Source organism: Neorhizobium sp. LjRoot104 (assembly GCF_964253725.1).
GTDB lineage: Bacteria > Pseudomonadota > Alphaproteobacteria > Rhizobiales > Rhizobiaceae > Neorhizobium.
Window position 1 is genome coordinate 1,886,473 of the sequence record NZ_CAXURS020000001.1, and the last position, 26,029, is coordinate 1,912,501.

The following is a 26,029-nucleotide window of genomic DNA, read 5'->3' on the forward strand; positions in this document are numbered from 1 at the left end:
GCCTCCTCAAATCCAATCCGGCCTTTGCCGCGGCTGACTATATCGCCCGCACACCCGTTGCGAACCCGGCATGGCCGACAGCGACGTTCCCGGTCGACGATCAAGCATGGCACCGCCTGCCCGTCAACGCCGATCGCCCCACCGGCCACCGCCTCCGCTTCAAGGAGAGTGCAGTAGTCACGCGCGCCCCGGACGAGGAACGCCTGCCGCCGGTGCGAAGCATTGATTTGCGGTCTTCAGATGCTGCGAAACAGGATAACCACAGACAGCCCCGGCGCATTGTCCAGCAACTGGACCTTTGCACCATGAAGCTCTGCAATCGCTTTTACGAGGCTGAGGCCAAGGCCCGATCCGACGGTGGTTCTGCTTTTTTCCAGCCGATAGAAGCGATCGAATACCCGCTCCCGCTCTTCCGCAGGAATGCCTGGGCCGTCATCGGATACGCTCAGGCAGATCGCGCCGCCACGATGCGTCAAGCCCAATGTGATGGTGGAGCCGGACGGGGTATGACGGAGCGCGTTGGCGAGCAGATTGGCCAACATTTGCCTTATCAGGTCCGGATCGGCGCGAACCTGACATTCCTCTCCCGCTTCCTGTATGCGAAGCGTGTAGCCGTCCTCGGCGACGATCGCGTCGTAAATGTCGTAGATGTCGCGGACCAGCGCAGTGAGATCGATTGACTTGAAATGGGCCGTCCTGTTGCGGGCCTCGATCTGGGCAATCCTCAGGAGTGCGTCGAATGTGTTCGCTATCGCGGTCAGTTCAGCGAGAGCGGCTTCTACCGCGTTTTTGGCCTCTTCCATTGTTTCTGCTTGCAGAGCATCGTCCAGAATCAGAAACGTCCGACCGATCGGCGTTTTCAGGTCATGGGCAACGTCCGTCGTTACATGGTTCAAGGTGGCGACGCTCGCCTCCAGACGCTCCAGCGCAACATTGACCTCCGACGACAACATGTCGATCTCGTCCATCCTCAACGAGACCGGCAGTCGCCTCGCAAGCTCGCCGCGGCCGATGGCATGAGCGGTTTGAGACAGCTCGGAAATCCGTCGGCGGGTGCGATATCTCAGGACGACCGCTCCCCCTAATCCGACAGTAAATACGATAGCGGTGGCCCACCCGAAGCTGACCAGCACGATCCGTGCCAGCTCGTCGGTGTCGCCGTAGCTGATGCCAACCGTCAGGTCGTTCCCGTCGAGCTGGCCCCGGAACAGCTTATAGTTCGTGTCGCTTTGATGCTGATCTTTCGGCCTTAGGGTGGAGAAGCCTTCCGCAACCCCTTTCAATTCAGCGTTTCCGGCAATCAGAGCTCCGGATGAGTTCCGGAGCGTGTAGATCGTCTCTTCGCCTCGGATCGCCGGACCATGGCTGTTGATCATGCTGATCGCGCCTGGGAGGCCGCGAGCCTCGTAGGCTGACCCGATTTCCCTGTATCGCTCCATAACGTTTGCATTGAGCCGGTCGTCGAGAAAGTTCAACACCATCTGGTAGGCGATGACGTTGGCCGCGAGGTAGGAGACGACAAACAGCGATATGTAGAGGAAGGCAAGCCGGACGGCCGTGCTCTTGAAGAAGCTACCGCCGCGCATGCAGGCTATAGCCGGTGTTGCGGACGGTGTGCAGGAGCGGGAAGTCGAACGGTTTATCGATCTTCGACCGCAATCGGCTGATATGGGTTTCGACCACGGAGCTCTGCGGATCGAAATTGAAGTTCCAGATCCTCTCCAGAAGCATCGTTTTGGTGAGCACCCTTCCCTCGTTTCGCATCAGAAGCTCCAGCAGCGTGAATTCTCTCGGCAGCAGTTCCAGAGGCATTCCAGCTCGTTCGGCGGTTCGTTTGACCAGATCGAGTTCAAGATCCCCGACGCGCAGCTTCGTCTTCTCCGCAGTCATTGGCGGACGCCTGAGCAACGCGTTGATTCTCGCCGTCAACTCCGAGAAGGCGAAAGGTTTTACGAGATAGTCATCGCCCCCGGCTTCGAGACCCTCGACGCGGTCATCGACACCGCTCATGGCCGTAAGGAAAAGAACCGGGGTTCGGACGGAGGCTGCGCGAAGGCTCTTTACAAGCGTGAGGCCGTCCAGGGCTGGAACCATCCGGTCTACGACCATCACGTCATAGGACGCATCGAGTCCGGCCGCCAACCCGTCTCTGCCATCGAGAACCCAATCCACGACATGTCCAGCAGACGTAAAACCTTTGACGATATAGGTGGCCGTCTTCTTGTCGTCTTCTATCAGGAGGATCTTCATAAGGCTTCCGGTCTGTAGAGCAGTATTTTGATCGCGCGCTCGCCGATGCTCCAAGCGGCACGATCCAGGCTTTGTTGCGGCAGGATATCAGCCCCGCCTGACCCGTGATAGCCGTGGCGGCGAGCCGGTCCACCTTACAATTTTGTAAACTTGGCGAAAGGCCGCCGACAAAACCACGATGTAACTTCCTCACGCTGCACCACGCAGTCGAACGAGGAAAATATCATGAATTCCAAGCTCCTAGTCCTATCGGTTGGTTTCGCAGCCGTCGCAGTCCCCGCCCTGGCAAACGGTCCTCTGGCCTCCGGAGCGTCTCCTGTGGATGCTATTGTTCAAGGTCATGGCAAACCCGGAGAAACCGCCGTTGCCAAGTCAAATATGAACGTGACGTTCCGGGTCCTCGACAATGGCATCGTTGAGCGCACCAACAAGCGGTTCGGAACCGTTTCCGTAACCGATCCGCGTGCTGAACTCCATAAATCCCGCGACAACCGCTGAACTTGGGCATCGCCCGATTCGGCGCAGACGAGTTTTCAACTGCCGTCGATCGGCATTTCCTGCCCGACATTCAAGACATCGGCAACGCGTCGACCATGGTCGCTAACTCCAGTGGTCGGCAATTCTGAAGGATTATCTACAATGATGAAAGCAGCTTCCGCTACCGCGCTTCTGGCCGCAATTTTTCTGAGCGCCTCCGCACAGGCCCAGGAAGGTAATTACTACGAAGGGGCTGACCGCAACCCTCCGGTCGAAGCATCTGCAGCCCGAGACGCCCGCTACGGATATACCGGATCGATCAACAATCCGGCGCTTCGCAACGGTTGGGACACGACCCCGAGGACCACCAACAGCGGCGACTACTACGGTGGTTCGGACCGGCCCAATTAAAACCAATGCAATTGGCGCCCCCTGACCTCCGATACGGCAAGTCGGCCTTCCTGCCTTCCTGCCTTCGTGGCGTTGTTGCGATGCCACACAAACAACGTGAAACTATGGTTTGAAGGGGCGGCGGTTGACAAGCTCGAAGGCTCTGGCGATCCTGATAGGCATGAGCGGGATGTATCGAATCACATCTAAAGCAATGGCACTGATGTTCAGACTGGTGATGATTGTGTCACTGGCCGGCTACAGCTTTTCTGCCGTCAGCGCTGCGATGCATCCCGAAAGCTCCACCCAGGCCGAAAGCTCCGTCCAGGTTTCGCACGTCGAAAATGGTCACGCCGCTCACCAGACCGACGACGGCGCCGCGATGGCCGATGCCGATCATCACGGCAACCAGCACGACCACGGCAGCCCGGAAAAATCCAAGAGTTCCTGCTGCACGGATTATTGCGGTGTTGCGGCCATCACCTGCTCCGGCTCCTCGATGAGCCATCCGCGCGTGGTCTCCATTCGCGAGTTCATCGACGACACGGATACTGCCGGTCAGAAGCCGAGCCTGCATCGTCCACCTAACATCTGAGAACCAGCACCCGTAGAGCGGGTTTTGCTGTGCCTGTGCGCGAATGAGCGCCATGGCGCAATTGCGATCATATTCTCGGATTTTTCACCATGAAACGTTTGTTCCTGGTGGTTGCCCTTCCGCTTTTTGCGAGCGGATGTGCATCCACATTGCCTGAAGTCGTCGCTTCGACGGACCACCCCGACACCGTGTCCGACGTCAGGCCCGTCCGGTATCAGAGCCCCGTTGGCGGCTACACCCATCGCATGCCCGTCGATCCGAAGCCCTGGCGCGGTCTCAACGACGCCCAGGCTCCGAAAAAAGGATGAGCACGATGATTGCACGTCACATCAAGCTCGTGTCCGCCGTCGTGCTCCCGCTTGTCGCCGCCGGCTGCGCTACGACGGACTACTCGGCCAAAGACGCCGGTTTCATGAATGCCTCGTCGAAAAGCAGCGAGGCGACCGGCAAGCAAACCGTGTGGGTCCAAAACCGACAGCAGGCTCAGGCTGTCCGGGACCGCGTGAAGGCGCTGATGGCGAAGAAGACCATCGACGTCGAGACCGCCGTCCAGGTCGCTCTCCTGAACAACAAGGGCCTCCAGGCTTCCTATGCCGATCTCGGGGATAGTGCGGCGGACGCATGGCAGACGCAGCTTTCGGTCTTGCCGACCTTTTCCGTCGGCCTCACCGGGATAGCCACACCCGGACTTGAGGCCTATCGTGTTCTCGAAGGGGCGGTCGCGACCAATATTCTGACTCTGGCGACATACGACAAGAACATCAAGCTGGCAGACACGCGGTTCCGTCAGGCCCAGCTCAACGCGGCGCTCGCGACGATCTCGCTGGCTGCCGATACCCGCAGGGCGTGGATCAACGCCGTAGCGGCATGGGAAAACGTCGCCTATCTCAACCAGGCCAAGGTCGCCGCCGACGCCGCGTCCGAACTCGCCAAGAAGATCGGCGAAGCCGGGTCGATGCCGAAGGCCGACCAGGCTCGTGAACACGTCTTCTATGCCGAATTGACTGGAGAAACCGCGAAGGCCCGCCTTGAAGCAAGGCTGGCCAAGGAAGAGCTGATCAGGCTGATGGGCCTCACCGGTTCCGACATCGATTTCCAGATTCCGAACCGCCTGCCCTCACTGCCGAAGGCATTGATCAAGCGCGACGACATCGAGGCCGAATCGATTCACAAGCGCATGGATCTGCAGGTCGCCCGCCTGGAGCTTCAGGCGACCGCCCAGTCCTACAAGCTCGAAGATGTCACCCGCATCGTCACCGACATCGAACTGGTCGGCACTTACGAAAAGGAACGCGAGCGCGAGGACGGCAAGATCCTTTCGGACGTGTCGAAGACGGCAGGACTGGAATTCAGGATCCCGATCTTCGATTCCGGCCAGGCGCGTCTGCGAAAGGGCGAGCTCGCCTACATGCGAGCTGCCAACCAGCTGGCGGAACTTGCGGTCAACACCCGTTCACAAGCCCGCTCTGCCTATCTGGCCTACAAGTCGAACTACGATATCGCACGCCACTACCGCAACAACGTCCTGCCGTTGCGCAATGCCATCGAGGAACAGTCCCTCCTCACCTACAACGGCATGATCACCAGCGCCTTCGAACTGATCGCCGACACCCGCGAGAAGATCGACTCCACCATCCTCGCCGTCAACGCCAAGCGTGACTTCTGGCTCGCCGAAGCGAACCTTGCCCCCGTCATCTATGGCGGCGGCACCGGTTCGGCCTCGGCAGAAACCGAAGTCGCTTCGGCTGAACAAGCCGAAGACTGAGAAAGGAAACGAGAATGTTCAATAGAAGACAATTGCTCGGAGCAGGTGCCGCACTCGTCTCCTCCCAGGCCTGGGGCCAGACGTCGAACATGGGTCTGCCGGAAGCAGCCGCCATGGATTCCCCCGCAACCCAGACACCGGTCCGCCCTTCTGTCGGAGCAGATTATAATCCGGTCGTGACCCTGAACGGCTGGACCCTGCCGTTCCGCATGAACAACGGCGTCAAGGAATTCCATCTGGTCGCGGAACCGGTCGAACGCGAGATGGCGGAAGGCATGACCGCCTATCTGTGGGGGTATAACGGCCAATCGCCAGGTCCGACCATCGAGGCGGTGGAGGGCGACCGGGTTCGCATCTTCGTCACCAACAAGCTGCCGGAACACACCACGGTCCACTGGCACGGCATGATCCTGCCGTCGGGAATGGACGGCGTCGGCGGGCTGTCGCAACCCCACATTCCCGTCGGCAAGACCTTCGTCTACGAGTTCGACCTCGTGAAGTCCGGCACCTTCATGTACCACCCGCACTCGGACGAGATGGTCCAGATGGCGATGGGCATGATGGGTTTCTTCGTGATCCACCCAAAGGACCCGAAGTTCATGCCGGTGGACCGGGATTTCGTCTTCCTGCTCAGCGGCTACGATATCGACCCCGGCACTTATGTGCCGCGCGTCATGGAGATGACTGACTTCAATCTCTGGACCTGGAACAGCCGCGTCTTCCCGGGCATCGATCCGCTGGTGGTTTCGAAGGACGACAGGGTGCGGGTCCGCGTCGGTAACCTGACGATGACCAACCATCCGATCCACATGCACGGCTACGATTTCGAAGTGACCTGCACCGACGGCGGCTGGGTCCGTCCGGAGGCGCGCTGGCCCGAAGTCAGCATCGATATCCCCGTCGGCGCGATGCGCGCCTATGAGTTTGACGCCAAGTATGTCGGCGACTGGGCCATTCACTGCCACAAGTCGCATCACACGATGAATGCGATGGGCCACGACATCCCAACGTTCATCGGCGTCGACAAGAAGGAAGTCGCCAAAAAGATCAGGCGGATCCGTCCCGAGTACATGCCGATGGGAACCGCCGGCATGGCGGATATGGGCGAGATGTCCATGGAAATACCGGAAAACACCGTTCCCATGATGACTGGCTGGGGTCCTCACGGCCCCATCGAGATGGGCGGCATGTTTTCCGTGGTGAAGGTCCGCGAGGGCATCTCGGCGGGCGATTACAGCGATCCGGGCTGGTACGAGAACCCGCCCGGGACGCAGGCCTGGGAGTGGACGGGAAGCCTTCCCGACGCCCCCAAGGCCAAAGACGCAAAGACACAGCCGCCCTCGAAACATTCGAACCACGGCTGATCGAATACCCCCAAAACAATCAAAGGACATGAATATGAAAACTGCAATCCTCGGCCTCCTCCTGGCCACCCTCGCAACGCCGGTTCTGGCATCGGGCAGCCACGCTGGCGGTCATGGCGAAATGGCCGTTGGCGAACCCGGCGACAAGTCGAAGGTCAGCCAGACCATCCGCGTCAGCATGAAGGAGACACCCGACGGCAAGATGATCTTCACGCCCAACGACTTCAAGGTTCGCAAGGGCCAGACCATCCGCTTCACCATCAAGAACGAAGGCGAACTCGACCACGAGTTCGTCCTCGATCAGGAGGCCAAGGTGATGGAGCACAAGGCGGTCATGGAGAAGTTCCCGGACATGGAACATGACGATCCGAATGCGATCCGCCTGAAGCCGGGCAAGTCCGGCGATATCGTCTGGAAATTCACCAATGACGGCGTCTTCAAGATCGCCTGCCTCGTTCCCGGCCACTACGACGCCGGAATGCACGGCGACGTCACCGTCGCCAACAAGTAAGAAGGAAGGAGTATTCCATGAAAAGCGTTTTCAAATTTGCTCTCGCCGCAGCGCTCGCCCTGACCTCGGTATCTGGTGCGTTTGCCCAGGAATTCACCAAGGGCACGGTCAAGAAGGTCGATGCCAAGGCCAAAAAGGTGACGCTCATCCATGAGGAGCTGAAGGGCCTCGAAATGCCCGCGATGACCATGGTCTTCAACGTGGCCGACGAGGCGATGCTCGGGAAGATGAAGGAAGGCGCGAACGTGCAGTTCGTCGCTGAACGCGTCAACGGCAAGCTGACGGTGACGCAGGTAAAGTGACATCGCGGCCGCGCTTCCTCAAGGGAGCGCGGCTTGCCGCCTGGGAGGCCGGCTGCGGCGCGGATGGTGCCGCTACATCCTGCCTGAATGACCTGGAACGGCCCGCCGGGCGCTGATTTCCCAGACCAGAGGCAAAAATCATCGTAAGGAGAGGTTATCGGGGCCTTTCACGGCTCCTACCCCTTTTCACCGGCGGAGGAAGCGCCTATATCACGGTTGCCGGACTTCGGTCCGGCTATGGCAATAAACGGTCGGTGTAATAAACCTATTGGACCCGGGGGCGGTACCCGGCGCCTCCACCAAAAACCGGTCGGTCGCATTGGAAACCCTGCGGACCGGCTTTTGATGGGGGCGAAATAGGATCGACAAGGGCTTAAAGATCGAACTTTTGCTCGGCATGATACCACCGTTATCGGGTCAAAAAGTGTAGTTGCAAACGACAACAACGCTAAGGGTTATGCTCTCGCTGCCTAATGGCGGTGCGGGAAATCCGAACTAAGTCCTTGGAGGTAGCACTTTAAGGCGGGGTCCGAAGGCACCTGGCAACAGAAGCCTTCACCTTCGCTCCCCAGTCGAATACTATGGAACTGACTCGGATGCTCGTCGGGGCTTCCCCGCAACCGGTCGGCATGGCATAACGCGTCTGACTAAAAGACGAGAGAATGGAAAGACAGGACCGTATGGGGCAGGACCACATCCGTTACGATATTCTGGCGCAGGACGCTTTGCGCGGCGTCATCCGTAAGGTTTTGACCGAGGTTGCGGCCACGGGCCGTCTGCCGGGCGACCATCATTTCTTCATCACGTTCCTCACCGGCGCTCCGGGCGTGCGCATTTCGCAGCACCTCAAGGCGAAATATGCGGAACAGATGACCATCGTCGTGCAGCACCAGTTCTGGGATCTCAAGGTTTCCGATACCCAGTTCGAGGTCGGCCTTTCCTTCTCCGACACCCCGGAACGCCTGGTCGTTCCCTTCAATGCCATTCGCGGTTTCTACGATCCCTCGGTCAATTTCGAACTTGAATTCGAAGTACCGCTCGCCGACGAGGACGAGAACACCTCCGCCGAAATCACCGCCATTCCTGTAGACGCGGTTTCCAAGTCTGCCGACACCGAAGCCAAGCCCGGCGAAGAGAAGAAGCCCGGCTCGGTCATCTCGCTCGATTCCTTCCGCAAGAAGCAGTAAGCGCCGGGAGGCGCGTCAGCCATGAGCGCCGAAATCGTCAATCTTCGCCAGTTCCGCAAAGCCAGGGAACGGATCGAAAAGGAAAAGGAGGCGGAACAGAACCGCCTCACCTTCGGCCGTACCAAGGTCGAAAAGTCTCTGACCAAGGCACGCAACGAGAAGGCGGAGAAGGGGCTCGACCAGAGCCGCCTGGAAAAGCCCGGAAAGGACGACTGAATTTCCTTCCGGTGCATATTAACGGCCCGCTAACCAAGCTTGAGCCGATCGGCTTGACGCGGGAAGTAGCACAGTCTGAATAAGCGAGCTTGTTCCGAAGGCCCGGAGAGTTTCGTGATACGCAAACATTCCGCAACCCTTCACGGTCATCGCACCAGTTTTTCCCTCGAGGACGAATTCTGGGTGGAGTTGAAGGCAATCGCCGCACAACGCGATATCAGCCTGGCAACCCTGATCGCCGAGATCGACGATCGAAGGGGTGCCGACAGCAACCTCTCGTCGGCGTTGCGCGTCCATGTCCTGACATGGCTCAAGTCCTCATAGAATGGAAACCGGCACCGCCGATATCGAGCCTGGATCCCTGCCGGACAGGATAAACCCGACGCAAACGCACCGCGCCTGCAAAGGCAGACCCGAACTCGTCGGGGCAGCTACTGCTGCACCCCCGGCAGGCTCGGCATATTGGAAATGCCGGCGGGCGGAAGGCTCGGAAAATTCTGGCGGATCGCGCCGTCGGTCGGCGGCACGATGAGCTGCGGCGGCTGGCTGATCTGGCGCTGACGCACCTCTTCCGCCGCACGCGCTGCCGCTTCCACCGCCTGCCGCTGGCGTTCAGCCTCGGCTGCCTGCTGACGGGCGCGCTCCTCGGCCGCCGCCCTGTCGCGGGCCGCCTGCCGCTCGATCGCCTGAAAGTTATAGAGCGTCACCTCGCGGCGAAGCCGCTGCTTTTCGAGCACGCTCGCCTGCAGCGTCTCGACACGCCGCCGCTGCTGCTCGAAGGCGCGCTGCGACAAAAAATTCGTCATCGCCGCGATATCGATCCGTTTGGCAGGTGCTGCGAGATCCCCCGAATATTCGAGCCGGATGGTCGGATCGCCACCGGCAAGCGCTTCCTCGCCGGCATCGTAGGTGACCGCCAGATTTGCGTTCACGGTATCGTCCAGAAGGTCGAAGCGACCCTCGCCCGACAGTTTCGTCGCGCCGGCGGCAGCCGTGATGTTCTGTGCCCGCGCTTCGCCCGCCGTGATGGTGACGGGAATGGTCACGTTGCCGATCGCTGAATTTCCCTGATGCAGCAGTCCGGATACGATCGGCCGCACCCGCGCCTCCGTCACCTCGCCGCCGAGCTTGTCGACCCCGGCCATCAAGGGCTTCATCGCATCGGGATTGATGCCGGCGACGGTCAGGTCCTTCAGCCGCAATTCGGCCGAGCCGCTGGTCGCACCAAGGAGTTCGGCCAGGGTCTTGCCGGTCGATTCGGCGGACATGTTGAAGTCGAGCTTGCCGCTGGCGACCGGCTTGCCGCCAGCCTTCCAGACGAGGGGCGCAAGATCGGCGTTTTCCGCAGAGAGCCGGGCCTGCAGAAGTCCGGTTCCGTCGCCGTTCGACATCAGCAGCCGGCCGGCGATCCGGCCCCCCTGCCAGTCGCCTGCGCCGTTCTCGATGGTGATGCCGCCGCTGCGGTGGGTGACCCGGGCTGCAAAATTACCGATATTCCCGAACATGCCGGCATCGAACCTTCGCGCCGTGACGTCGAAAGCGACATCCGCGCCGGAAAAGATCGGCCGGGCGAAGGGCCTGGACGAAAACGCCGCGCTCTGTGGATCGCTGACCGGCCCGTAGATCGCCTCCCCGAGCCAGGCAAGATCAAGACTGTCGACGCTGAGCGAACCGGTGGCCGGCATGCCCGGCGCCTTGCGGTCGATGGCGATGTCGCCGCTGATCGCATTGCCGTCTGCCGCACCTTTCAGGGCCGCGATCTTCACGGCCTGAGGGGTCATGCTGATATCCGCGTCGAGCGTGACCGGCAGGCCTGTCCCGAACTGCGGCAGGCCGATGCCGTTCATCAGCAGATAAGGCTCCAGGTCGGCGCTTTTCAGCGTGACGTGACCGCTGCCCTCGCCAAAGCCCTCGCTGCCGATCCGGATATCGCCGTTAAGGTCCAACGAGGTGTTTTCGGTCGTGAACGTCAGCCCAGTCTTTGCCGCGGCATCCGGACCCTGATGGACGTTGAGCAGCAGCTCGCCCGCACCGTCCCCCTTGAAAGGCAGGGGATCGAGACCCGCCTGCCCCAGGAGAACCATCGGATCGGGATTGTCGAGCGAGGCGACAAGCGTCATGTCGGTGCCGCTCGTCAGGTCGAAAAGACCGGGCAGCTTCAGGTTGGCGTTGAGCGCGCTGCCGTTCGTCTTGCCTTTGACGACGACCTCAACCCCGTTCAAGCTCCCGCCGACCGTCAGGCTGCCACCGAGATCCGTATTGGCGAACCAGGCGCCGTTTGCCGCGAGCCGGGCCAGGGCCGGATGTGGAGGCAGCCGATCGCGCAGCATGGTCAGGAAAGCCGTCGGATCGGCGGAACGGAAGGTGACGCTGCCATTGCCCGAATAGGCAAGCAGCGAGCCTTCGATGCGACCGCGTGCCGAAACCGTGGCACCTTCGATATTGCCGATCGTCAGGCGCTCCAGCGACAGAGCGCCACCGGCGAGGGTGAAGGCGGTATCGACGTTGTTGGCGGCGACCCCCAGGGCGGTGAATCGGTCGGCCTTCAGCGTCGCGGCAACCCGATGGTCGAGCACGTCCTGCCCGGCGTCGTCGCCGGTCAACAACGAGGCGAGCGCCCGCATGGCATCGATATCGATCTCGTTGCCGGCAAGGCTCATCGAAAGATTGGGCGTCTGCCCCTGGGCGGACTGGCGTTCGAGGCGGCCCTTGAGCGTCGCCGAACCGACCGCCAGTTCGAGGTTGTCGAACCGCTGCAGGTCCGGCGTCAGATTGACCTTCGCCGAAAAGCCGGCGGAGCGGAGCTGTCGCAACTCGGGCGCCACCCGGCCCGAAAGCCAGTCGGAAAGTCCGGATGGCTGGCTGGAGGCGACCAGCATATCCCCGACGAAGGACGTCCGGTCGCGCAGCACGAGGCTGCCCTTGGCCTCCAGCTGCGTGCGGCCCGGCAGGGTCGCCACCACGTTGTCCACCGTCCATCCGCGCCCCGCAGGCCGTATGTCGAGCCTGATATCGCGTATGGTCGTGTCGTTGGCGACGATCGCCGGCAGCCGGAGGCTGGCGCGGCCAGGCACCTGCGGAATGGGGATCGATGCCGCGAGCCGGATGAAATTGTTGATGCGGCGCTGCGCCGAGGCGGCGGCATCGCGGCCGGTCTTGGCCCGTGCCCCCTCGCCCAGCCGGTTGACATCGATCTGCTGGCCGTCGGCGGTCAGCAGGAATTCAGGCTTCCCGCCCGTATCGAGCGTCGCCTCGCCGGTCACCACGTAAGGGTTGTCGGTCGCCCCGACTTCCAGCCGGTATTGGGGCACGCGGATACGTTCGTTGGTAACCTCGAAACCGCCCTTGAGACGCGGCCCGGGCGGTGGCGGCGTCACCGGCTCGGTCTCATCTTCCTCCTGCAGGAAGTCGAGCGTGAAGCTGCCGTTATAGGCGGGCTTGTTGTCGGCAACGGTGAGCTCGCCGTCGAGATTGACCTCGACGGGCTGCGCATCCGGCCAGAGCCTGAGGCGCAGCGGCATACGCTTGCCCTCGGCATCCGCGGTGCCGCTCGCCAGGTTGAACCGCGTCTCATAACCATCGAGCGTCGCATTGCCTTCGCCGCGCCACGGACCGCGCAGCGACCCTGCGGAAAAATCGGCTGCGAGGCCGGTAACCTGCCGCGACCGGCCGGACTGTTCATCGATCAGGCTGATCTCGCCGCCGGTGATATGCACGTCCTCGATGACCACGGTGCGGGCCGGGATCGCGGCGCGGCTGCCGCGCATCCAGTCGAGCGAGCCATCCTTCAACAGCCGGAGCCGAGCCTTCGGCTCCTCGATGCGCATGTCGAAAATGCGCGCCTCGCCCGAGAGGAAGGGCGCAAGCTCCATATCCATCGAAAACCGGGCTACCCGCACCAGCGGCTCGCCATCCGTATCGGCTCCCACCCGTACGTCATGCAGGGTGACTGAGGGAAACGGCAGTATACGTGCATCGACATTGCCGTGGACGGTGACCTTCTTGCCGAGGATGCGGCTCGCCTGTTCCTCGAAGCCGACGCGCAGGCTCGACCAGTCGACGAAGACGGGCGCAAGCAGCGCTGTGAACAGCGCCACCACCACCAATCCGCCGAATGCCAACAGGATGCGTCCGAGCACGGTATCCGTCTCCCTGATCTTGCTTAAGAGACTAGTTCCATCGGGTTCACAGGCAAGTCAAGCTTGCGGGAGCATCTCATTCGGCAATCCTGAATATCTTGCCCGGATTGAAGATATTATCCGGATCGAGGCCCTGTTTGATCGTCCGCATCAGGCCGACGGCGCCGCCCAGTTCCTCCTCCAGGAACGACATCTTGCCCTGGCCGATGCCATGCTCGCCGGTGCAGGTTCCGTCCATGGAAAGCGCCCGGTTGTTGAGGCGGGCGATGAACGCCTCGACCTTGTCGACCGAGGCCGGGTGCTTGCCGTCGAAAAGCACCAGGACGTGGAAATTGCCGTCGCCCGCATGGCCGACGATGGGCGCGAGCAAACCCTGCTCGGCGATATCGGCTTGCGTCTCGGCGACGCATTCGGCCAGCCGCGAGATCGGCACGCAGACATCCGTCGACAGCCCGTCGAGTTCCGGGGCCAGCGCCCGGCTCGCCCAATAGGCATTGTGCCGGGCGTGCCACAGCTTTGCCCGCTCCTCGGCATTGGCGGTCCATAGGAATTCGTCGCCGCCACATTCCGCGGCAATCTCGGCGAACTGCGCCGATTGCAGCGCCACCGTCTCCTCGGTGCCGTGGAATTCCAGGAAGAGCGTCGGCTTTTCCGGATAGGAGAGTTTGGAATAGGCGTTGCAGGCCCGCATCTGCACGTCGTCGAGCAATTCGATGCGGGCGACCGGGATGCCCATCTGGATGGTCATGATCACGGCGTCGCAGGCGGCCTTGACGCTCGGGAAGGCGCAGACGCCGCCACCGATCTTTTCGGGAATGCCCTGCAGCCGCAACGTCACCGAGGTGATGACGCCGAGCGTGCCTTCCGAACCGACGAAGAGACGGGTCAGGTCGTAACCGGCCGAGGATTTCCGGGCCCGTTGCGCGGTGCGGATTTCTTCGCCGTCTGCGGTGACGACGGTCAGCGACAGGACATTGTCCTTCATCGTGCCATAGCGCACCGCGTTGGTGCCCGACGCGCGAGTGGCGGTCATGCCGCCGATCGACGCGTTGGCGCCGGGATCGATCGGGAAAAACAGGCCGGTGTCGCGAAGCTCGCGGTTCAGTTCCTCGCGAGTGATGCCGGGCTCCACGGTCACGTCGAGATCGGCGGGGCTGACCCGGAGCACCTTGTTCATGCGGCTGAAATCGATCGAGATGCCGCCGGACGGCGCATTTACCTGGCCTTCCAGCGAGGAGCCGACGCCAAAGGGCACGACCGGCACGCGGTGCTCGGCGCAGGCCCTGACCACGGCTTTGACGTCGTCGGCGCTCTCGACGAAGACGACGCCATCCGGCAATTGCGCCGGCAGATATGTCGTCGTGTGCGCATGCTGTTCGCGAAACGACTGGCCGGTCTGAAAACGCTCACCGAAGGACTGCTTGAGGATGCCGAGGACCGTCGAGATGCCCTCTTCGTTGCGAAGGCCCGCCTTCACGTCCTTGACCGCCATGACCATTCTCCTCCTTGTCTTTTCAAGGGATTGGTTAGGCGACGGGTCGAGGTTTGTCCAGACGGAACAGCGATGGACCGACCGGGCGATGTCCGGCCTTGGCGATTTCGGTCTTGTTTCGGAGGGGGAGCTGAAAGCTGCCTCCGCTGGTTTCGCCGAACGTATCGAACGGACTTATGGAAATCCGGCGAAGCCATCCGGTTTGCCACCATGTGTGCCGTTTCCCAATGACCCGCGCCGGTCCTGCCTCGCCGCAAGACCTTGCGGTGTATCCGTGACGGAACGAGGGGATTTAGGCACGGGTCGGGAGGGCGGGGATGAAATGGGATGGGGCTCTGGATTAAGTCGTTGAGCAGACGTGCGGGTAGAGCTTGGGACGTCCCCGCGACGGTACTGCCAGACGCACCCGAATATGAGGATGACGGACGCGGAACCTAGCCGGCTACGGCCATGTTCAGCCGCTGCTGCACCTGGTCGACATGACCGCGGACATACACAGCCGTGGGCTTGCCGCCGCTGCTGGCGAGTGCAAGAGCGATAATCGTGACTTCCTCCTCGAAGGTCGTGACATAAAGCACCTGCGAGGGATTGATATATACGGCCTGGTTATGGGTGTTCTTGAAGCCGATCAGTGCCATACGTCTCTCCTTCTGCTGCGTGGCCAGATATGCCATGCCACGCCCATGGTTGCCGCAAGTTTAACAGGCCCCGGTCGTGGACATCATGACGACAAGAAGTCTCGAAAGAGACCACCACAACGGGATGTTGCCGTCAAACTTCCCGCGCTGGTGAGTCCGTCAGGCCGGACATGACGAGCTTCGAAGAGCCGGACGCGAATCGCAGGCATGGTCTTTGACTGCCGGCATGATGCGGAAACGGGAATTTTCGCGCCGGCGCCACCGCAGATCTTTTGTCGCGGCGCAAATAGTTCACCTGCAAGTCACCGATCGATGCTCTAAATCAGCTCCTGCCTTTTCACGCCTCAGGAGAATCAACGATGCCGACGATTGCAATCATTGGAGCGGGTGCGATGGGGAGCGGGATCGGCCGTCAACTGGCAGACGGCGGTGCCGAAGTGCTGACCTATCTGGAAGGCCGCTCGCCCGACACTCAAGCCCGCGCCACGGCCGCGGGAATGGAGCCCGCCTCGCTGGAAGAGATCATCGAGGCCGAGATCGTCCTGTCGATCGTCCCGCCCGCCGAAGCGATCGGCGTCGCAGAACGCCTGTCGGCAACGATCGGCGAACGCCGGACACCGATGACATTCATCGATTGCAACGCGATCTCGCCAGACACGATGCGCCAGGTTGCAGCGGCTTTCAGGCCCGGACAGGCGAACGTCCTGGACGGCTCGATCATCGGCCTGCCGCCGCAGCCGGGGAAAGCCGGACCGAAGCTCTATATCAGTGGTGACGGGGAGGACAGAAGCGCCGTCCTCGCCGCGCATGGGCTTCAAGTCCGCCGGATCGAAGGCGCGGTCGGGGCGGCCTCGGCGCTGAAGATGTGTTATGCCGGCATTAACAAGGGCGTCACCGGCCTTGGCACCGCCATGCTTCTTGCCGCGATCGGATCAGGTGCGGACCATAGCCTCAGGCAGGAGATGGCCGAAAGCAACCCCGACCTCGACCGGAAACTCTCAAGCGCCATTCCCGACATGTATGCCAAGGCCTATCGCTGGGTGGCGGAAATGGAGGAGATCGCCGCATTCCTCGGCGAAGACGATCCGGCCTCGCTGATCTTCAGGGGAATGGCCGGATTGTTTCAGAAGATGGCCGATGATCGGGCAGGTGGCGGCGAGCTTGCCGGCCAGCTGAACGCGCTGCTCGGCCGGTAGAGCAGACGGGTCCTTTCCACAGTCCCCGGGGATCGGCTCCGCTGCAACGCGAAGCGACGGCTTGCGCCGGCGCTCCCGAACAGGCTCACTCGGCAGCGAGCAGCTGTTCCTCTTTTTCCTTCTCGTTGTCCTGCTTCTCCTGCCCGCGCTGCGTGGCATGCGCCAGTTCCTGATGGAACCGTGCTTCCTCGTGCATATGCGGCTTGGCGAAACCGGCGATCAGAAGGTAGGCGACCGGGGTGATGAACAGTGTCACGATGACCGCGAAGCCGAGCCCGCCGACGATAACCCAGCCGAGCGCGATACGGGCTTCCGCACCGGCGCCCTGGGCAAGCAGCAGCGGCACGCCGCCGATGACGGTGGCGATCATCGTCATCATCACCGGGCGCAGGCGGAGCGCGCAGGCGGTTTCGATCGCTTCGCGCACGCTCGCCCCGCGATCCCGGAGCTGGTTTGCGAATTCGACGATCAGGATGCCGTTCTTGGCCATGACGCCGACGAGCAGCACGAGGCCGATCTGGCTGTAGACGTTGAGGCTCGATCCGGTCAGCACCAGCGCGATGGCGGCGCAGGCAAGCCCAAGCGGCACGGTCGACATGATGATGATCGACGACAGCACGCTTTCGAACTGCGCCGCCAGAACCAGGAAGATGATCGCGATCGCAAAACCGAAGGTCATCAGCATGGCGTTGGAATTTTCGCCGAGCGTCTTGGCTTCCGCCATCGGCACCAGCCGGACGCCCGCCGGCAGCAACGGCTGGGCGATCGCAGAGACTTCCCTGACCGCATCGCCGAGCGCCACGCCGTTGCGCAGGTTCGACGAGATCGAGACAGATGCAAGCTGTTCCTCGCGGTTGAGCTGCGGCGACACGGCGCCTTCCTTCAAGGTCGCGATCGTCGACATCGGCACGATCTTGCCGTCGCCGGTCTTCAGGAAGATGTTCTCGAGATCGGTCGGGTCGTCGATCGGCCTTGTGGTCGAGGTGAGCTTGACCGGCAGCGCATCACCGTTGACGAAGACGTCGACGACGGAGCGCCCTTCGAGCAGCGACTGCATGGCGGTCGACAGGCCGGTAATGTCGATGCCGAGGTCGGAGGCCCGTTCGCGGTCGATCGCGACCGAAAGCTGCGCCTGGGTCGGCTCGTTGGTGAGACGCGGCGTATCGAAGAACCGGGCTCCCTCGCCTTCCATATGCGACACGAGCTTCAGGGCCGTCGAGGTCAGCACGTCGTAGTCGTTGCCGACCAGGGCCATCTGCAGGCCGTTGCCGGCGCCGCGGATCTTCAGGCTGTTCGCCTGCATGGTGAAGCCGCGCAGGGCGGGAACCCGGAGCGCCGCGGCGTTGACGTCGGCGGCGATCTGGTCCTGGCTGCGGGTGCGCTCGTCCCAGGGCGCCAGCGTCAGCACCATGAAGCCGCTATTGTTATTGCTGCCGAAACCCGAGATCGAGAAGACATTGGTGATCTCGCCGGAATCGCGCAGCGGCTTCAGGTTCTCTTCGACGCGCTGCATCTGGTCGCGGGTATAGTCGAGGCTGACGCCCTGCGGAGTCGTCAGGCGCAGCATGATCGTGGCGCGGTCCTCGCGCGGCGTCAGTTCGCTCTTGACCAGCCCGAAGACATTGTAGGCGGCAATCGAGAAGACCACGGAAACGACGATGACGACCAGAGGCGCATTGAGGCAGAACCGCAGCGCCGATGCATAGACGCTGGCGAACAGGTTGCCGAAGGCGCCGAGCAGGCCGTGGTCTTCCTTCATCGGCTTGGTCAGCATGCGCGACGCGAGCATCGGGCAGAGCGTCAGGGCGGTGACCGACGACAGGGCCACCGAGAAGGCGAGCACGAAGCCGAATTCCTTGAACAGGCCGCCGATCTGGCCGGGCAGGAAGGAGAGCGGAATGAAGACGGCCGCGAGCGTCGCGGTGGTCGCGATGACGGCGAAGAACACTTCCTGGGTGCCGAGCACGGCGGCGGCGCGCGGACCCATGCCTTCCGCTCGGCGCCGGACAATGTTTTCGAGCACGACGATCGCGTCATCGACCACAAGACCGGTCGCCAGAACGATGGCGAGCAGTGTCAGGATGTTGATCGAGAAACCGACGAGGTAGATCGCCACCAGCGTGCCGATCAGCGCCACCGGCATGGTGATTGCCGGGATCAGCGTTGCGCGCCAATCGCGCAGGAACAGGAAGATGACCACCACGACGACTGTGGCCGAGAGGGTCAGGGCGATCTCGACCTCGTGCAGCGCGCCCTGGATGAAGATCGCATCATCGCCGGTAATCGCGATGCGGGTGCCTTCCGGCAAAGTCTTCTGCATCTCCGCGACGGCGGCCTTGACGCCCTTCGAGATGTTGAGCGTGTTCGACTGCGCCTGGCGGATGATGCCGAGGCCGACGCCCTGGACGCCATTGGCGCGCAGCACGGTCGTGCCGTCGTCCGGGCCGAGCGCCACGGTCGCCACATCACGGATACGGACATTCGGGCCGACCAGGACATTTTCGAAATCCTGCGGCGTGGTGAGGTTGGCGGTGGCGCGAACGACGATATCCTGGGTCGTGCTCTTCAGCGAGCCGGCCGGGACGTCGAGCGCGGCGCTCGACAGCGCCTTGGAGACGTCGGCGACGGTGAGCCCTCGGCCGGCCAATGCAGCCTGGTTGACATCGACGCGAAAAACCTTGTCCTGGTCGCCATAAAGATCGACGTCCGCCACACCTTCGACGGCGGCGAGCCGATCGACGACCTCATTGTTGACGAGCTGGGTGAGGTCTTCCATCGACAGTTTCGACGAGGTGACCGCAAGGCGCATGATCGCGTCGGAATCGGCGTCCGCCTTGACGATGCGCGGCTCGTCCGCATCGTCCGGCAACTGGTTGACGACACGGCCGACCGCATCGCGCACGTCGTTTGCCGCTTCCGACAGATCGACGCTGTCGGAAAATTCCATCGTCACGCGGCTGGAGCCGAACTGCGACTGCGAGGACAGCGCCTTGAGGCCGGAGACGCGGGCGACCGCGCCTTCGATGACCTGGGTAACTTCCTGGTCCATCGTCTGTGGCGAGGCGCCGTCGTAATTGGTGCGCACCGTGATGACCGGCTGGTCGACGTCGGGAAGTTCGCGCACTTCGACGCCGGCGAGCGCCGCAAGACCCGCGACGACCATCAGCGTGTTCAGAACTGCGGCAAGGATCGGTCGGCGGACGAAAAGGGCGGTAAAGCTCTGCGCGGATTTCTCCGCCTCTGCCTTGCCGTCGTCCTCATGGCCAACGCCTGGGAGTTCCGTCTTCATTGGCGCGCCACCTCAGCCGTTTCCGGCGCCCCGAAAATCCGGACCGCCGCCCCTTCCCTCACACGCTGCAAACCTTCGGTCACGATCCTGTCGCCTTCCTTGAGCTCGGCGCCCACGAGGACTGCATCGGGATTGCGCTGAACGACGCGCACCCGGGTCTTTACGGATTTATTGTCCGTGACCTGCCAGACATACGAACCTTCGCCATCCCACTGGATGGCCAGCGGATCGACCGCCGGATATCTTTCGCCGGCAAAGCGCATGCCGACGTTGAAGGCCATGCCGGCGCGCAGCACGTCCCCCGCATTTTCCACCCGGGCACGGATCCGCATCGTGCGGCTGGCGGGATCGATGCGGTTGTCGATTGCTTCTACCTTGCCGGAAAACACCTGGCCCGGACGGGCGATCGAGCTCGCCTCGACAGCCTGGCCCGGTTCGATGGCGACGGCAAAACGTTCCGGCGCCCAGAAATCGACGAGGATCGCCGAGCGGTCGTCGATCGTCACGACATTGGTCTGGGTAGTGACGTTGTCGCCGATATTGACCGCGACGATGCCGGCAATACCGTCGATCGGTGCGACGATATCGCGGCGCCGGAGATTGAGTTCGGCGGTGGAGAGCGCAAGCTTCGCGGCCTGTTCGGCGATCTGCGCATCGAAAACATCGAGACGCGAGAATGACTGAAGGTTCTTGTAGGAAGCGGATTTTTCCTGGGCGCTGGTCAGCGCCACCCGCGCCTTGTCGCGCTCGATCGTCTGCTCCTCGTCGTCAAGGCGGGCGAGAACCTGGCCCTTGGTGACCTTCTGACCCGACGTCACCATGATCTCGTTGATGGTACCGGACGCCTGCGGCATGACGACGACCGACTGGATCGCCTCGCCGCTGCCGATCGCCGAGAGGCGGTCGTTGACGGTGCCGGTCGCGACCGGCTGGGCGACGACGAGCGTGGCGCGATTGCCGCCACCCTGTCCGCCGCCTTGGCCGCCTGCCCCGCGCTGCCCATTCTGCGCGGCTCCTTGTGCTCCGCCCTCGCCCTGCGAACGCGCCGCGGCATTGCCGCCGGCACCACCCGCCGCAGCAGGTGCGGGCTGGGCCGCTGATTTCGGAATGACGGCGGCGATCACTTCGCCGGGAACACCCATCTTTATAAGGGTTCCGCCGGCGCTCGGCACCAGGTAGACCCACAGGCCGAGCGCTCCGGCCAGAACTACGAGACAGAGCAGAAGCTGTTTCCAAATCCGCATTCAATTCTCCGATGGCGGCAACAAGAGGCCATATTGCCCGGGATTATCCTTTTTTGCGGCTGCTCACGCAATGGGTGTTCGGCAACCTTACAAAAATGTAACCTCACGAAATTTCACGCATATGTTAGCTCGGAAGCATACATATACTCCTAAAATCGCCGCTTTCGCAGTGGGCAACCGGCGGCCTCTTCACAATTTGGCCTTGCCTTGTGTGAACAGTCGGAATGAAAGCAGAACATTTTCTGGTCTTTCAGGTCCGAATCACTACATTGGCCGCATGACGAACAGTTTCGACGACATTCCGTTCTTCGACGAAGAACCGCAGCACCCCCAGGCGCCGCGTAAAGCCCCGCCGCAAGCTGCCGGCAATGGCGGCCTCGGCATCGCCGCGCGCGCCATGGCGGCCCGCGACCAGCACCGGGCGCCCGACTACCTCGCAGGCCTCAACCCGGAACAGCGCGACGCGGTCGAGACCCTCGACGGCCCGGTTCTCGTGCTCGCGGGCGCCGGCACCGGCAAGACGCGGGTGCTGACCACCCGCATCGCCCACATCCTCGCGACCGGCCGGGCCTTCCCTTCGCAGATCCTTGCCGTCACCTTCACCAACAAGGCGGCACGCGAGATGAAGGAACGCGTCGGCGTTCTGGTCGGCGGCGCTGTCGAGGGCATGCCCTGGATGGGTACCTTCCACTCGATCGGCGTGAAACTGCTGCGTCGCCATGCGGAACTCGCGAGCCTTCGCTCCGACTTCACCATTCTCGATACCGACGACGTGGTGCGGCTGATCAAGCAGATCATCCAGGCCGAGGGCCTCGACGACAAGCGCTGGCCGGCAAAACAGTTTGCCGGCATGATCGATACCTGGAAGAACAAGGGCCTGCTGCCGGCCGACATCCCGGAAGGCGATGCCCGCGCCTTTGCCAACGGCAAGGGCCGCGAACTCTACGCCGCCTACCAAAACCGTCTGCGCACGCTGAACGCCTGCGATTTCGGCGATCTTCTGCTGCACCCGATCGCGATCTTCCGCAAGAACCCGGATCTGCTCAAGGAATATCACGGCAAATTCCGCTATATCCTGGTCGACGAGTACCAGGATACCAATACGGCACAATATATGTGGCTGCGGCTGCTCGCCCAGCGGCCGAAGGACGTCCCGCAGAACGTCTGCTGCGTCGGCGACGACGACCAGTCGATCTATGGCTGGCGCGGCGCCGAAGTCGACAATATCCTGCGCTTCGAGAAGGATTTTCCGGGCGCGAAAGTGATCAAGCTGGAGCGCAACTACCGTTCCACCGAACACATCCTGGGCGCCGCCGGCCACCTGATCGCCCATAACGAGGGCCGGCTCGGCAAGACGCTGTTCACCGACCGCTCCGACCCCGACGACGAAAAAGTGGTGGTGCATGCCGCCTGGGATTCGGAAGAGGAAGCGCGCGCTGTCGGCGAGGAGATCGAGAACCTACAGCGCGGCAAGCACAAGCTCAACGACATGGCGATCCTGGTGCGCGCCTCGTTCCAGATGCGCGAGTTCGAAGACCGGTTCGTGACATTGGGCCTCAACTACCGCGTCATCGGCGGCCCACGCTTCTACGAGCGGCTCGAGATCCGCGATGCCATGGCCTATTTCCGCATGGTCTGCCAGCCTTCCGACGATCTCGCCTTCGAGCGGATCGTCAACACCCCGAAACGGGGCCTTGGCGACACGACCGTGCGCTACCTGCACGACTATGCCCGCGCCCGCGACATCCCCATGCTGCAGGCGGCAGCCGATCTCATCGAGACCGACGAGTTGAAGCCGAAGGCGCGCAAGGCGCTGTTCGACGTGGTCACCGATTTCCGCCGCTGGCAGGGCCTGCTCGAAAACACCCTGCACACCACGCTTGCCGAGCAGATCCTCGACGAAAGCGGCTATACCGCCATGTGGCAGAACGACAAGACGGCCGAAGCGCCGGGCCGGCTGGAAAACCTCAAGGAACTCGTCCGCTCGATGGAAGCCTTCGAGAGCATGCGTGGCTTCCTTGAACACGTGTCGCTGGTCATGGATGCCGAGACCAACGAAAACCTCGATGCCGTCTCGATCATGACGCTGCATTCGGCCAAGGGCCTGGAATTCGACACCGTTTTCCTGCCCGGCTGGGAGGAAGGCCTGTTCCCGCACCAGCGGGCGCTCGACGAGGGCGGCCGCTCGGGGCTCGAAGAGGAACGCCGCCTCGCCTATGTCGGCCTGACGCGCGCCAAACACCGCTGCCATATCTGGTTCGTCTCCAACCGCCGCATCCACGGCCTGTGGCAATCGACCATGCCGTCGCGCTTCCTCGACGAGCTGCCGGCCGCCCACGTGGATGTCGCGGCGTCAGACAGCAATTACGGCGGTTATGGCGGACGCGGGGGCTACGGCCAGTCGCGTTTCGACAAGGCCGATCCCTTTACCAACAATTATTCGACACCCGGCTGGAAACGCGCCCAGGCCAACAAGACCGACGCCACCCGCGACAACTGGGGCACCCGCTCCGGCCACGCCGTGGAACGCATCGGCTACGGCGAAAGCGGCCCGCGGACACGGACGATCGACGGGGAGCTGGTGGCCAAGTCCGTGGCGGACACGCCGTCGCAGTTTTCGGTTGGCGACCGGGTGTTCCATGTCAAGTTCGGGAACGGCAATATTTCCGCGATCGAGGGAAACAAGCTGACCATCGAATTCGACCGAGCCGGAGAAAAACGGGTGCTGGATGGGTTTGTGGAGCGGGTGTGAGATCGCCCTGCACCCTTTACCTAAGGACGCAGTTCAAACCCACAGCCCTGTGAGAAAAGTTGCCCGACAGGGTTCGCGACCACTGAAATTCGCGGCATGAGAACAGCATCGGCTTGTAAATTGATGATGCCACCACAAGTCGCGCTGGAATTCACTCCGTTAAGAAAATACACGGAAATCTCTATTTCGTAATAATGACTTCCTTTTTTCAATCTTCTATTTTTGGGATTTAAGACACTACCCAGATCTTGATTTATAATGACTTTATCATCAACAGTTAGAGTGAGGTCACTCATGGCCCAGTTTACGTTATAATTATTCAATCCAAATATTGGATACATGGCGTTGCCAGTAAAGACAGTAAGAAAATCACTGGAGGACGATGTGTTTCCGCAAGGGTTATTAACCGAAACATTATTACCGGTTCCGGTAATATTTATATTGCAATTTCCATTATTTGAGATTCCGCCGGTCTGAGCACGCGCAAAAACTGTCGATGCGAAAATTGCCAAAAATAACACCATAAATTTATATAGCATTATTTAATCTCTATTTTATTCTGAATGCCGGTATTATTGAAATTTCCATCTCCGTTGTTAGTGATATTGCCTGTCGATTGTTTTATGTCGTTATCATCGACTTTAAAGGCATCGAGAATAGCGCCTGACATCTTATCGCTTACCGCACTTTTGCACTCGACCTGCTTTTCTATTAATTTCGGAAGGTCTGCCTGAAGAACATTTTTAAAGTTCTTAAACTCATATTTTGCGGTTCCCTTAATACCCAGGTCCGCTAACTTTGAAACAAGTCCATTCAACTTTGCTTCTGTTTCACCATCCAGGGTAAGATTGCTGGTTTCTCCGTTAACGGGCATTACCCCACAAATACGATCTGCGTATTCACTTATGATTTGAACTGCTGCGGTAGCAGCCTTTTCTCCAGCAAAAGCAGCATGTGGTGTTGCCAAGGAAATAAGAACTGGAAACAGGACCGTACGCATGTTCTCCCCCATTTAACCAAGTACTACTAGAAATGACATCTTCCACATAAAATTGCAACGATAGCCCGCACCGTTCCAGATTGCATTTGCGGCCAAAGTGACGGCCTTGTCAGCCTCCCTGTCTCCCGCTACCTCACGCACAGGAGATTTTGAATTTTAGAGGGAGGAAAATTCATGAAAGCCATCGTCACCGCCCCCGGTGGCCTCGATGCCCTGAAACTCGTCGATCTGCCGGATCCGGGCGAACCCGGCTTTGGCGAGATCCGGGTGAGGCTGCATGCGAGTTCGATCAATTTCCATGACCTGAGCGTCGCAAGCGGCAGGACGCCGACCGATGGACGGGTGCTGATGGCGGATGGGGCCGGCGTGGTCGAGGAGGTCGGCGAAGGGGTGAGCGAGTTCAAGGCGGGCGATCGTGTGGTCTCCTGCTTCTTCCCCGACTGGCAGGATGGCCCTCCGCCCGCGGGCGGTTTTTCGCGCACGCCGGGTGATGGTATCGACGGGTTCGCGACCGAATATGCGGTGCGGCCGGCTTGCGCCTTCACGCTGGCTCCGAAAGGGTTCAGCCATGTAGAGGCGGCGACGATCACAACCGCGGGCCTGACCGCATGGCGCGCTCTGGTGGAACTCGGACGGCTGAAGGCCGGAGAGACGGTGTTGGCGCTCGGCACCGGCGGGGTTTCGATCTATGCGCTGCAGCTCGCGAGAGCCATGGGCGCGCGGGTGGCGATCACCTCCTCCTCCAACGACAAGCTGGAGCGCGCCAAAAAACTCGGAGCCGAGTTTACGGTGAACTACAAGGAACAAACCGACTGGGGCAGACAGGTTTTTGACTGGACGGGCGGCCGCGGCGTCGATCATGTGGTGGAAGTCGGCGGTCCCGCGACGCTCGGCCAGTCCATCCAGGCCGTGAAGATGGGCGGCCATATCGCCATGATCGGCGTCCTGACCGGCCCGCGCGGCGAAGTGCCGACCGCGGCATTGATGGGCAAGCAGGCGGTGCTGTCGGGCATTCTGGTCGGCAGCCGCCGCCAGCAGCAGGATTTCGTGCGGGCGCTCGATACGGGCCTCTTCAGGCCGGTGATCGACAAGGTGTTCGCGCTCGAAAAACTCGCCGACGCCTTCCGTTATGAGATGGGCGGCAGCCATTTCGGCAAGATCGGCATCGAGTGGTGATTGGTCGGGGAGAGGTTTTCCTTGCGGAGAACCCCTGCCCCGGTTA

General features: G+C 61.6%; 23 protein-coding genes and 1 other RNA gene. 15 read left to right on the forward strand and 9 right to left on the reverse strand.

The window, feature by feature from the left end; translation table 11 throughout:
* Nucleotides 1–236: 236 nt before the first annotated feature.
* Nucleotides 237–1,586, reverse strand: a complete 1,350-nt coding sequence (locus tag ACSQ8R_RS09590) for an ATP-binding protein (protein ID WP_436253128.1) — start codon at nt 1,584–1,586, stop codon at nt 237–239.
* Nucleotides 1,573–2,250, reverse strand: a complete 678-nt coding sequence (locus ACSQ8R_RS09595) for a winged helix-turn-helix domain-containing protein (RefSeq protein ID WP_046633601.1) — start codon at nt 2,248–2,250, stop codon at nt 1,573–1,575. Before ACSQ8R_RS09595 ends, ACSQ8R_RS09590 begins: the two co-directional genes overlap by 14 nt.
* Nucleotides 2,251–2,475: 225 nt before the next feature.
* On the opposite strand from ACSQ8R_RS09595, the gene ACSQ8R_RS09600 reads away from it, so the two are divergent.
* The 12 genes from ACSQ8R_RS09600 (at nt 2,476) to ACSQ8R_RS09655 (ending at nt 9,381) form a co-directional block, all read left to right on the forward strand.
* Nucleotides 2,476–2,748 carry a hypothetical protein gene (locus ACSQ8R_RS09600; RefSeq protein WP_436253129.1) on the forward strand — a complete coding sequence of 91 codons (273 nt, stop codon included), beginning with the start codon at nt 2,476–2,478 and terminating at the stop codon, nt 2,746–2,748.
* Between the two features lie 141 nt (nt 2,749–2,889).
* Nucleotides 2,890–3,138 carry a hypothetical protein gene (locus tag ACSQ8R_RS09605; RefSeq protein ID WP_436253130.1) on the forward strand — a complete coding sequence of 83 codons (249 nt, stop codon included), beginning with the start codon at nt 2,890–2,892 and terminating at the stop codon, nt 3,136–3,138.
* Nucleotides 3,139–3,262: 124 nt separating this feature from the next.
* Nucleotides 3,263–3,712, forward strand: coding sequence for a hypothetical protein (locus tag ACSQ8R_RS09610; protein WP_436253131.1), 450 nt, complete (start codon nt 3,263–3,265; stop codon nt 3,710–3,712).
* Between the two features lie 89 nt (nt 3,713–3,801).
* Nucleotides 3,802–4,020, forward strand: a complete 219-nt coding sequence (locus ACSQ8R_RS09615; RefSeq protein ID WP_436253132.1) for a hypothetical protein — start codon at nt 3,802–3,804, stop codon at nt 4,018–4,020.
* Nucleotides 4,021–4,025: 5 nt separating this feature from the next.
* A complete protein-coding gene (locus tag ACSQ8R_RS09620; protein ID WP_436253133.1) occupies nt 4,026–5,477 on the forward strand; it encodes a TolC family protein in 1,452 nt (483 codons plus the stop codon).
* Nucleotides 5,478–5,491: 14 nt separating this feature from the next.
* Nucleotides 5,492–6,841 (forward strand): multicopper oxidase family protein, encoded by a 1,350-nt coding sequence (locus ACSQ8R_RS09625; RefSeq protein ID WP_436253134.1) that lies wholly within the window; start codon nt 5,492–5,494, stop codon nt 6,839–6,841.
* Between the two features lie 34 nt (nt 6,842–6,875).
* Nucleotides 6,876–7,352 carry a cupredoxin domain-containing protein gene (locus tag ACSQ8R_RS09630; RefSeq protein WP_436253135.1) on the forward strand — a complete coding sequence of 159 codons (477 nt, stop codon included), beginning with the start codon at nt 6,876–6,878 and terminating at the stop codon, nt 7,350–7,352.
* 17 nt (nt 7,353–7,369) lie between these two features.
* The gene (locus ACSQ8R_RS09635; RefSeq protein ID WP_436253136.1) at nt 7,370–7,654 is read left to right on the forward strand and encodes a copper-binding protein; all 285 of its coding nucleotides are present in this window, start codon (nt 7,370–7,372) and stop codon (nt 7,652–7,654) included.
* A 179-nt stretch (nt 7,655–7,833) separates the two neighbouring features.
* Nucleotides 7,834–8,214, forward strand: a transfer-messenger RNA (tmRNA) gene (gene ssrA / locus ACSQ8R_RS09640).
* Between the two features lie 120 nt (nt 8,215–8,334).
* A complete protein-coding gene (locus tag ACSQ8R_RS09645) occupies nt 8,335–8,841 on the forward strand; it encodes an SspB family protein (protein ID WP_436255429.1) in 507 nt (168 codons plus the stop codon).
* A 21-nt stretch (nt 8,842–8,862) separates the two neighbouring features.
* A complete protein-coding gene (locus tag ACSQ8R_RS09650; protein WP_436253137.1) occupies nt 8,863–9,057 on the forward strand; it encodes a DUF4169 family protein in 195 nt (64 codons plus the stop codon).
* A gap of 114 nt (nt 9,058–9,171) precedes the next feature.
* Complete coding sequence (locus ACSQ8R_RS09655; RefSeq protein WP_436253138.1) at nt 9,172–9,381, forward strand: ribbon-helix-helix domain-containing protein; 210 nt, start codon at nt 9,172–9,174, stop codon at nt 9,379–9,381.
* 107 nt (nt 9,382–9,488) lie between these two features.
* Here the strand turns inward: ACSQ8R_RS09655 and ACSQ8R_RS09660 are convergent, their stop codons facing one another.
* The 3 genes from ACSQ8R_RS09660 to ACSQ8R_RS09670 form a co-directional block, all read right to left on the reverse strand.
* Nucleotides 9,489–13,196, reverse strand: coding sequence for an AsmA family protein (locus tag ACSQ8R_RS09660; protein WP_436253139.1), 3,708 nt, complete (start codon nt 13,194–13,196; stop codon nt 9,489–9,491).
* 76 nt (nt 13,197–13,272) lie between these two features.
* Nucleotides 13,273–14,688 carry an FAD-binding oxidoreductase gene (locus tag ACSQ8R_RS09665; protein ID WP_436253140.1) on the reverse strand — a complete coding sequence of 472 codons (1,416 nt, stop codon included), beginning with the start codon at nt 14,686–14,688 and terminating at the stop codon, nt 13,273–13,275.
* 434 nt (nt 14,689–15,122) lie between these two features.
* Nucleotides 15,123–15,326 (reverse strand): hypothetical protein, encoded by a 204-nt coding sequence (locus ACSQ8R_RS09670; RefSeq protein WP_436253141.1) that lies wholly within the window; start codon nt 15,324–15,326, stop codon nt 15,123–15,125.
* A gap of 359 nt (nt 15,327–15,685) precedes the next feature.
* Here ACSQ8R_RS09670 and ACSQ8R_RS09675 point away from each other — a divergent pair, with 359 nt between their 5' ends.
* Nucleotides 15,686–16,522 (forward strand): DUF1932 domain-containing protein, encoded by an 837-nt coding sequence (locus ACSQ8R_RS09675; RefSeq protein WP_436253142.1) that lies wholly within the window; start codon nt 15,686–15,688, stop codon nt 16,520–16,522.
* Between the two features lie 85 nt (nt 16,523–16,607).
* On the opposite strand, the gene ACSQ8R_RS09680 is transcribed toward ACSQ8R_RS09675, so the two are convergent.
* On the reverse strand, nt 16,608–19,811 hold the full coding sequence (locus ACSQ8R_RS09680) for an efflux RND transporter permease subunit (RefSeq protein WP_436253143.1): 3,204 nt from the start codon (nt 19,809–19,811) through the stop codon (nt 16,608–16,610).
* Nucleotides 19,808–21,055, reverse strand: coding sequence for an efflux RND transporter periplasmic adaptor subunit (locus ACSQ8R_RS09685; RefSeq protein WP_436253144.1), 1,248 nt, complete (start codon nt 21,053–21,055; stop codon nt 19,808–19,810). Before ACSQ8R_RS09685 ends, ACSQ8R_RS09680 begins: the two co-directional genes overlap by 4 nt.
* Nucleotides 21,056–21,332: 277 nt before the next feature.
* Here ACSQ8R_RS09685 and ACSQ8R_RS09690 point away from each other — a divergent pair, with 277 nt between their 5' ends.
* A complete protein-coding gene (locus tag ACSQ8R_RS09690) occupies nt 21,333–23,807 on the forward strand; it encodes an ATP-dependent helicase (protein WP_436253145.1) in 2,475 nt (824 codons plus the stop codon).
* A gap of 20 nt (nt 23,808–23,827) precedes the next feature.
* Here the strand turns inward: ACSQ8R_RS09690 and ACSQ8R_RS09695 are convergent, their stop codons facing one another.
* A complete protein-coding gene (locus ACSQ8R_RS09695) occupies nt 23,828–24,346 on the reverse strand; it encodes a hypothetical protein (protein ID WP_436253146.1) in 519 nt (172 codons plus the stop codon).
* Nucleotides 24,346–24,807, reverse strand: a complete 462-nt coding sequence (locus ACSQ8R_RS09700) for a hypothetical protein (protein WP_436253147.1) — start codon at nt 24,805–24,807, stop codon at nt 24,346–24,348. Before ACSQ8R_RS09700 ends, ACSQ8R_RS09695 begins: the two co-directional genes overlap by 1 nt.
* Before the next feature lie 174 nt (nt 24,808–24,981).
* Between ACSQ8R_RS09700 and ACSQ8R_RS09705 the strand changes: the two genes are divergently transcribed.
* Nucleotides 24,982–25,983: a zinc-dependent alcohol dehydrogenase family protein gene (locus tag ACSQ8R_RS09705; RefSeq protein ID WP_436253148.1), complete on the forward strand. Its 1,002-nt coding sequence runs from the start codon at nt 24,982–24,984 to the stop codon at nt 25,981–25,983.
* Nucleotides 25,984–26,029: the final 46 nt, after the last annotated feature.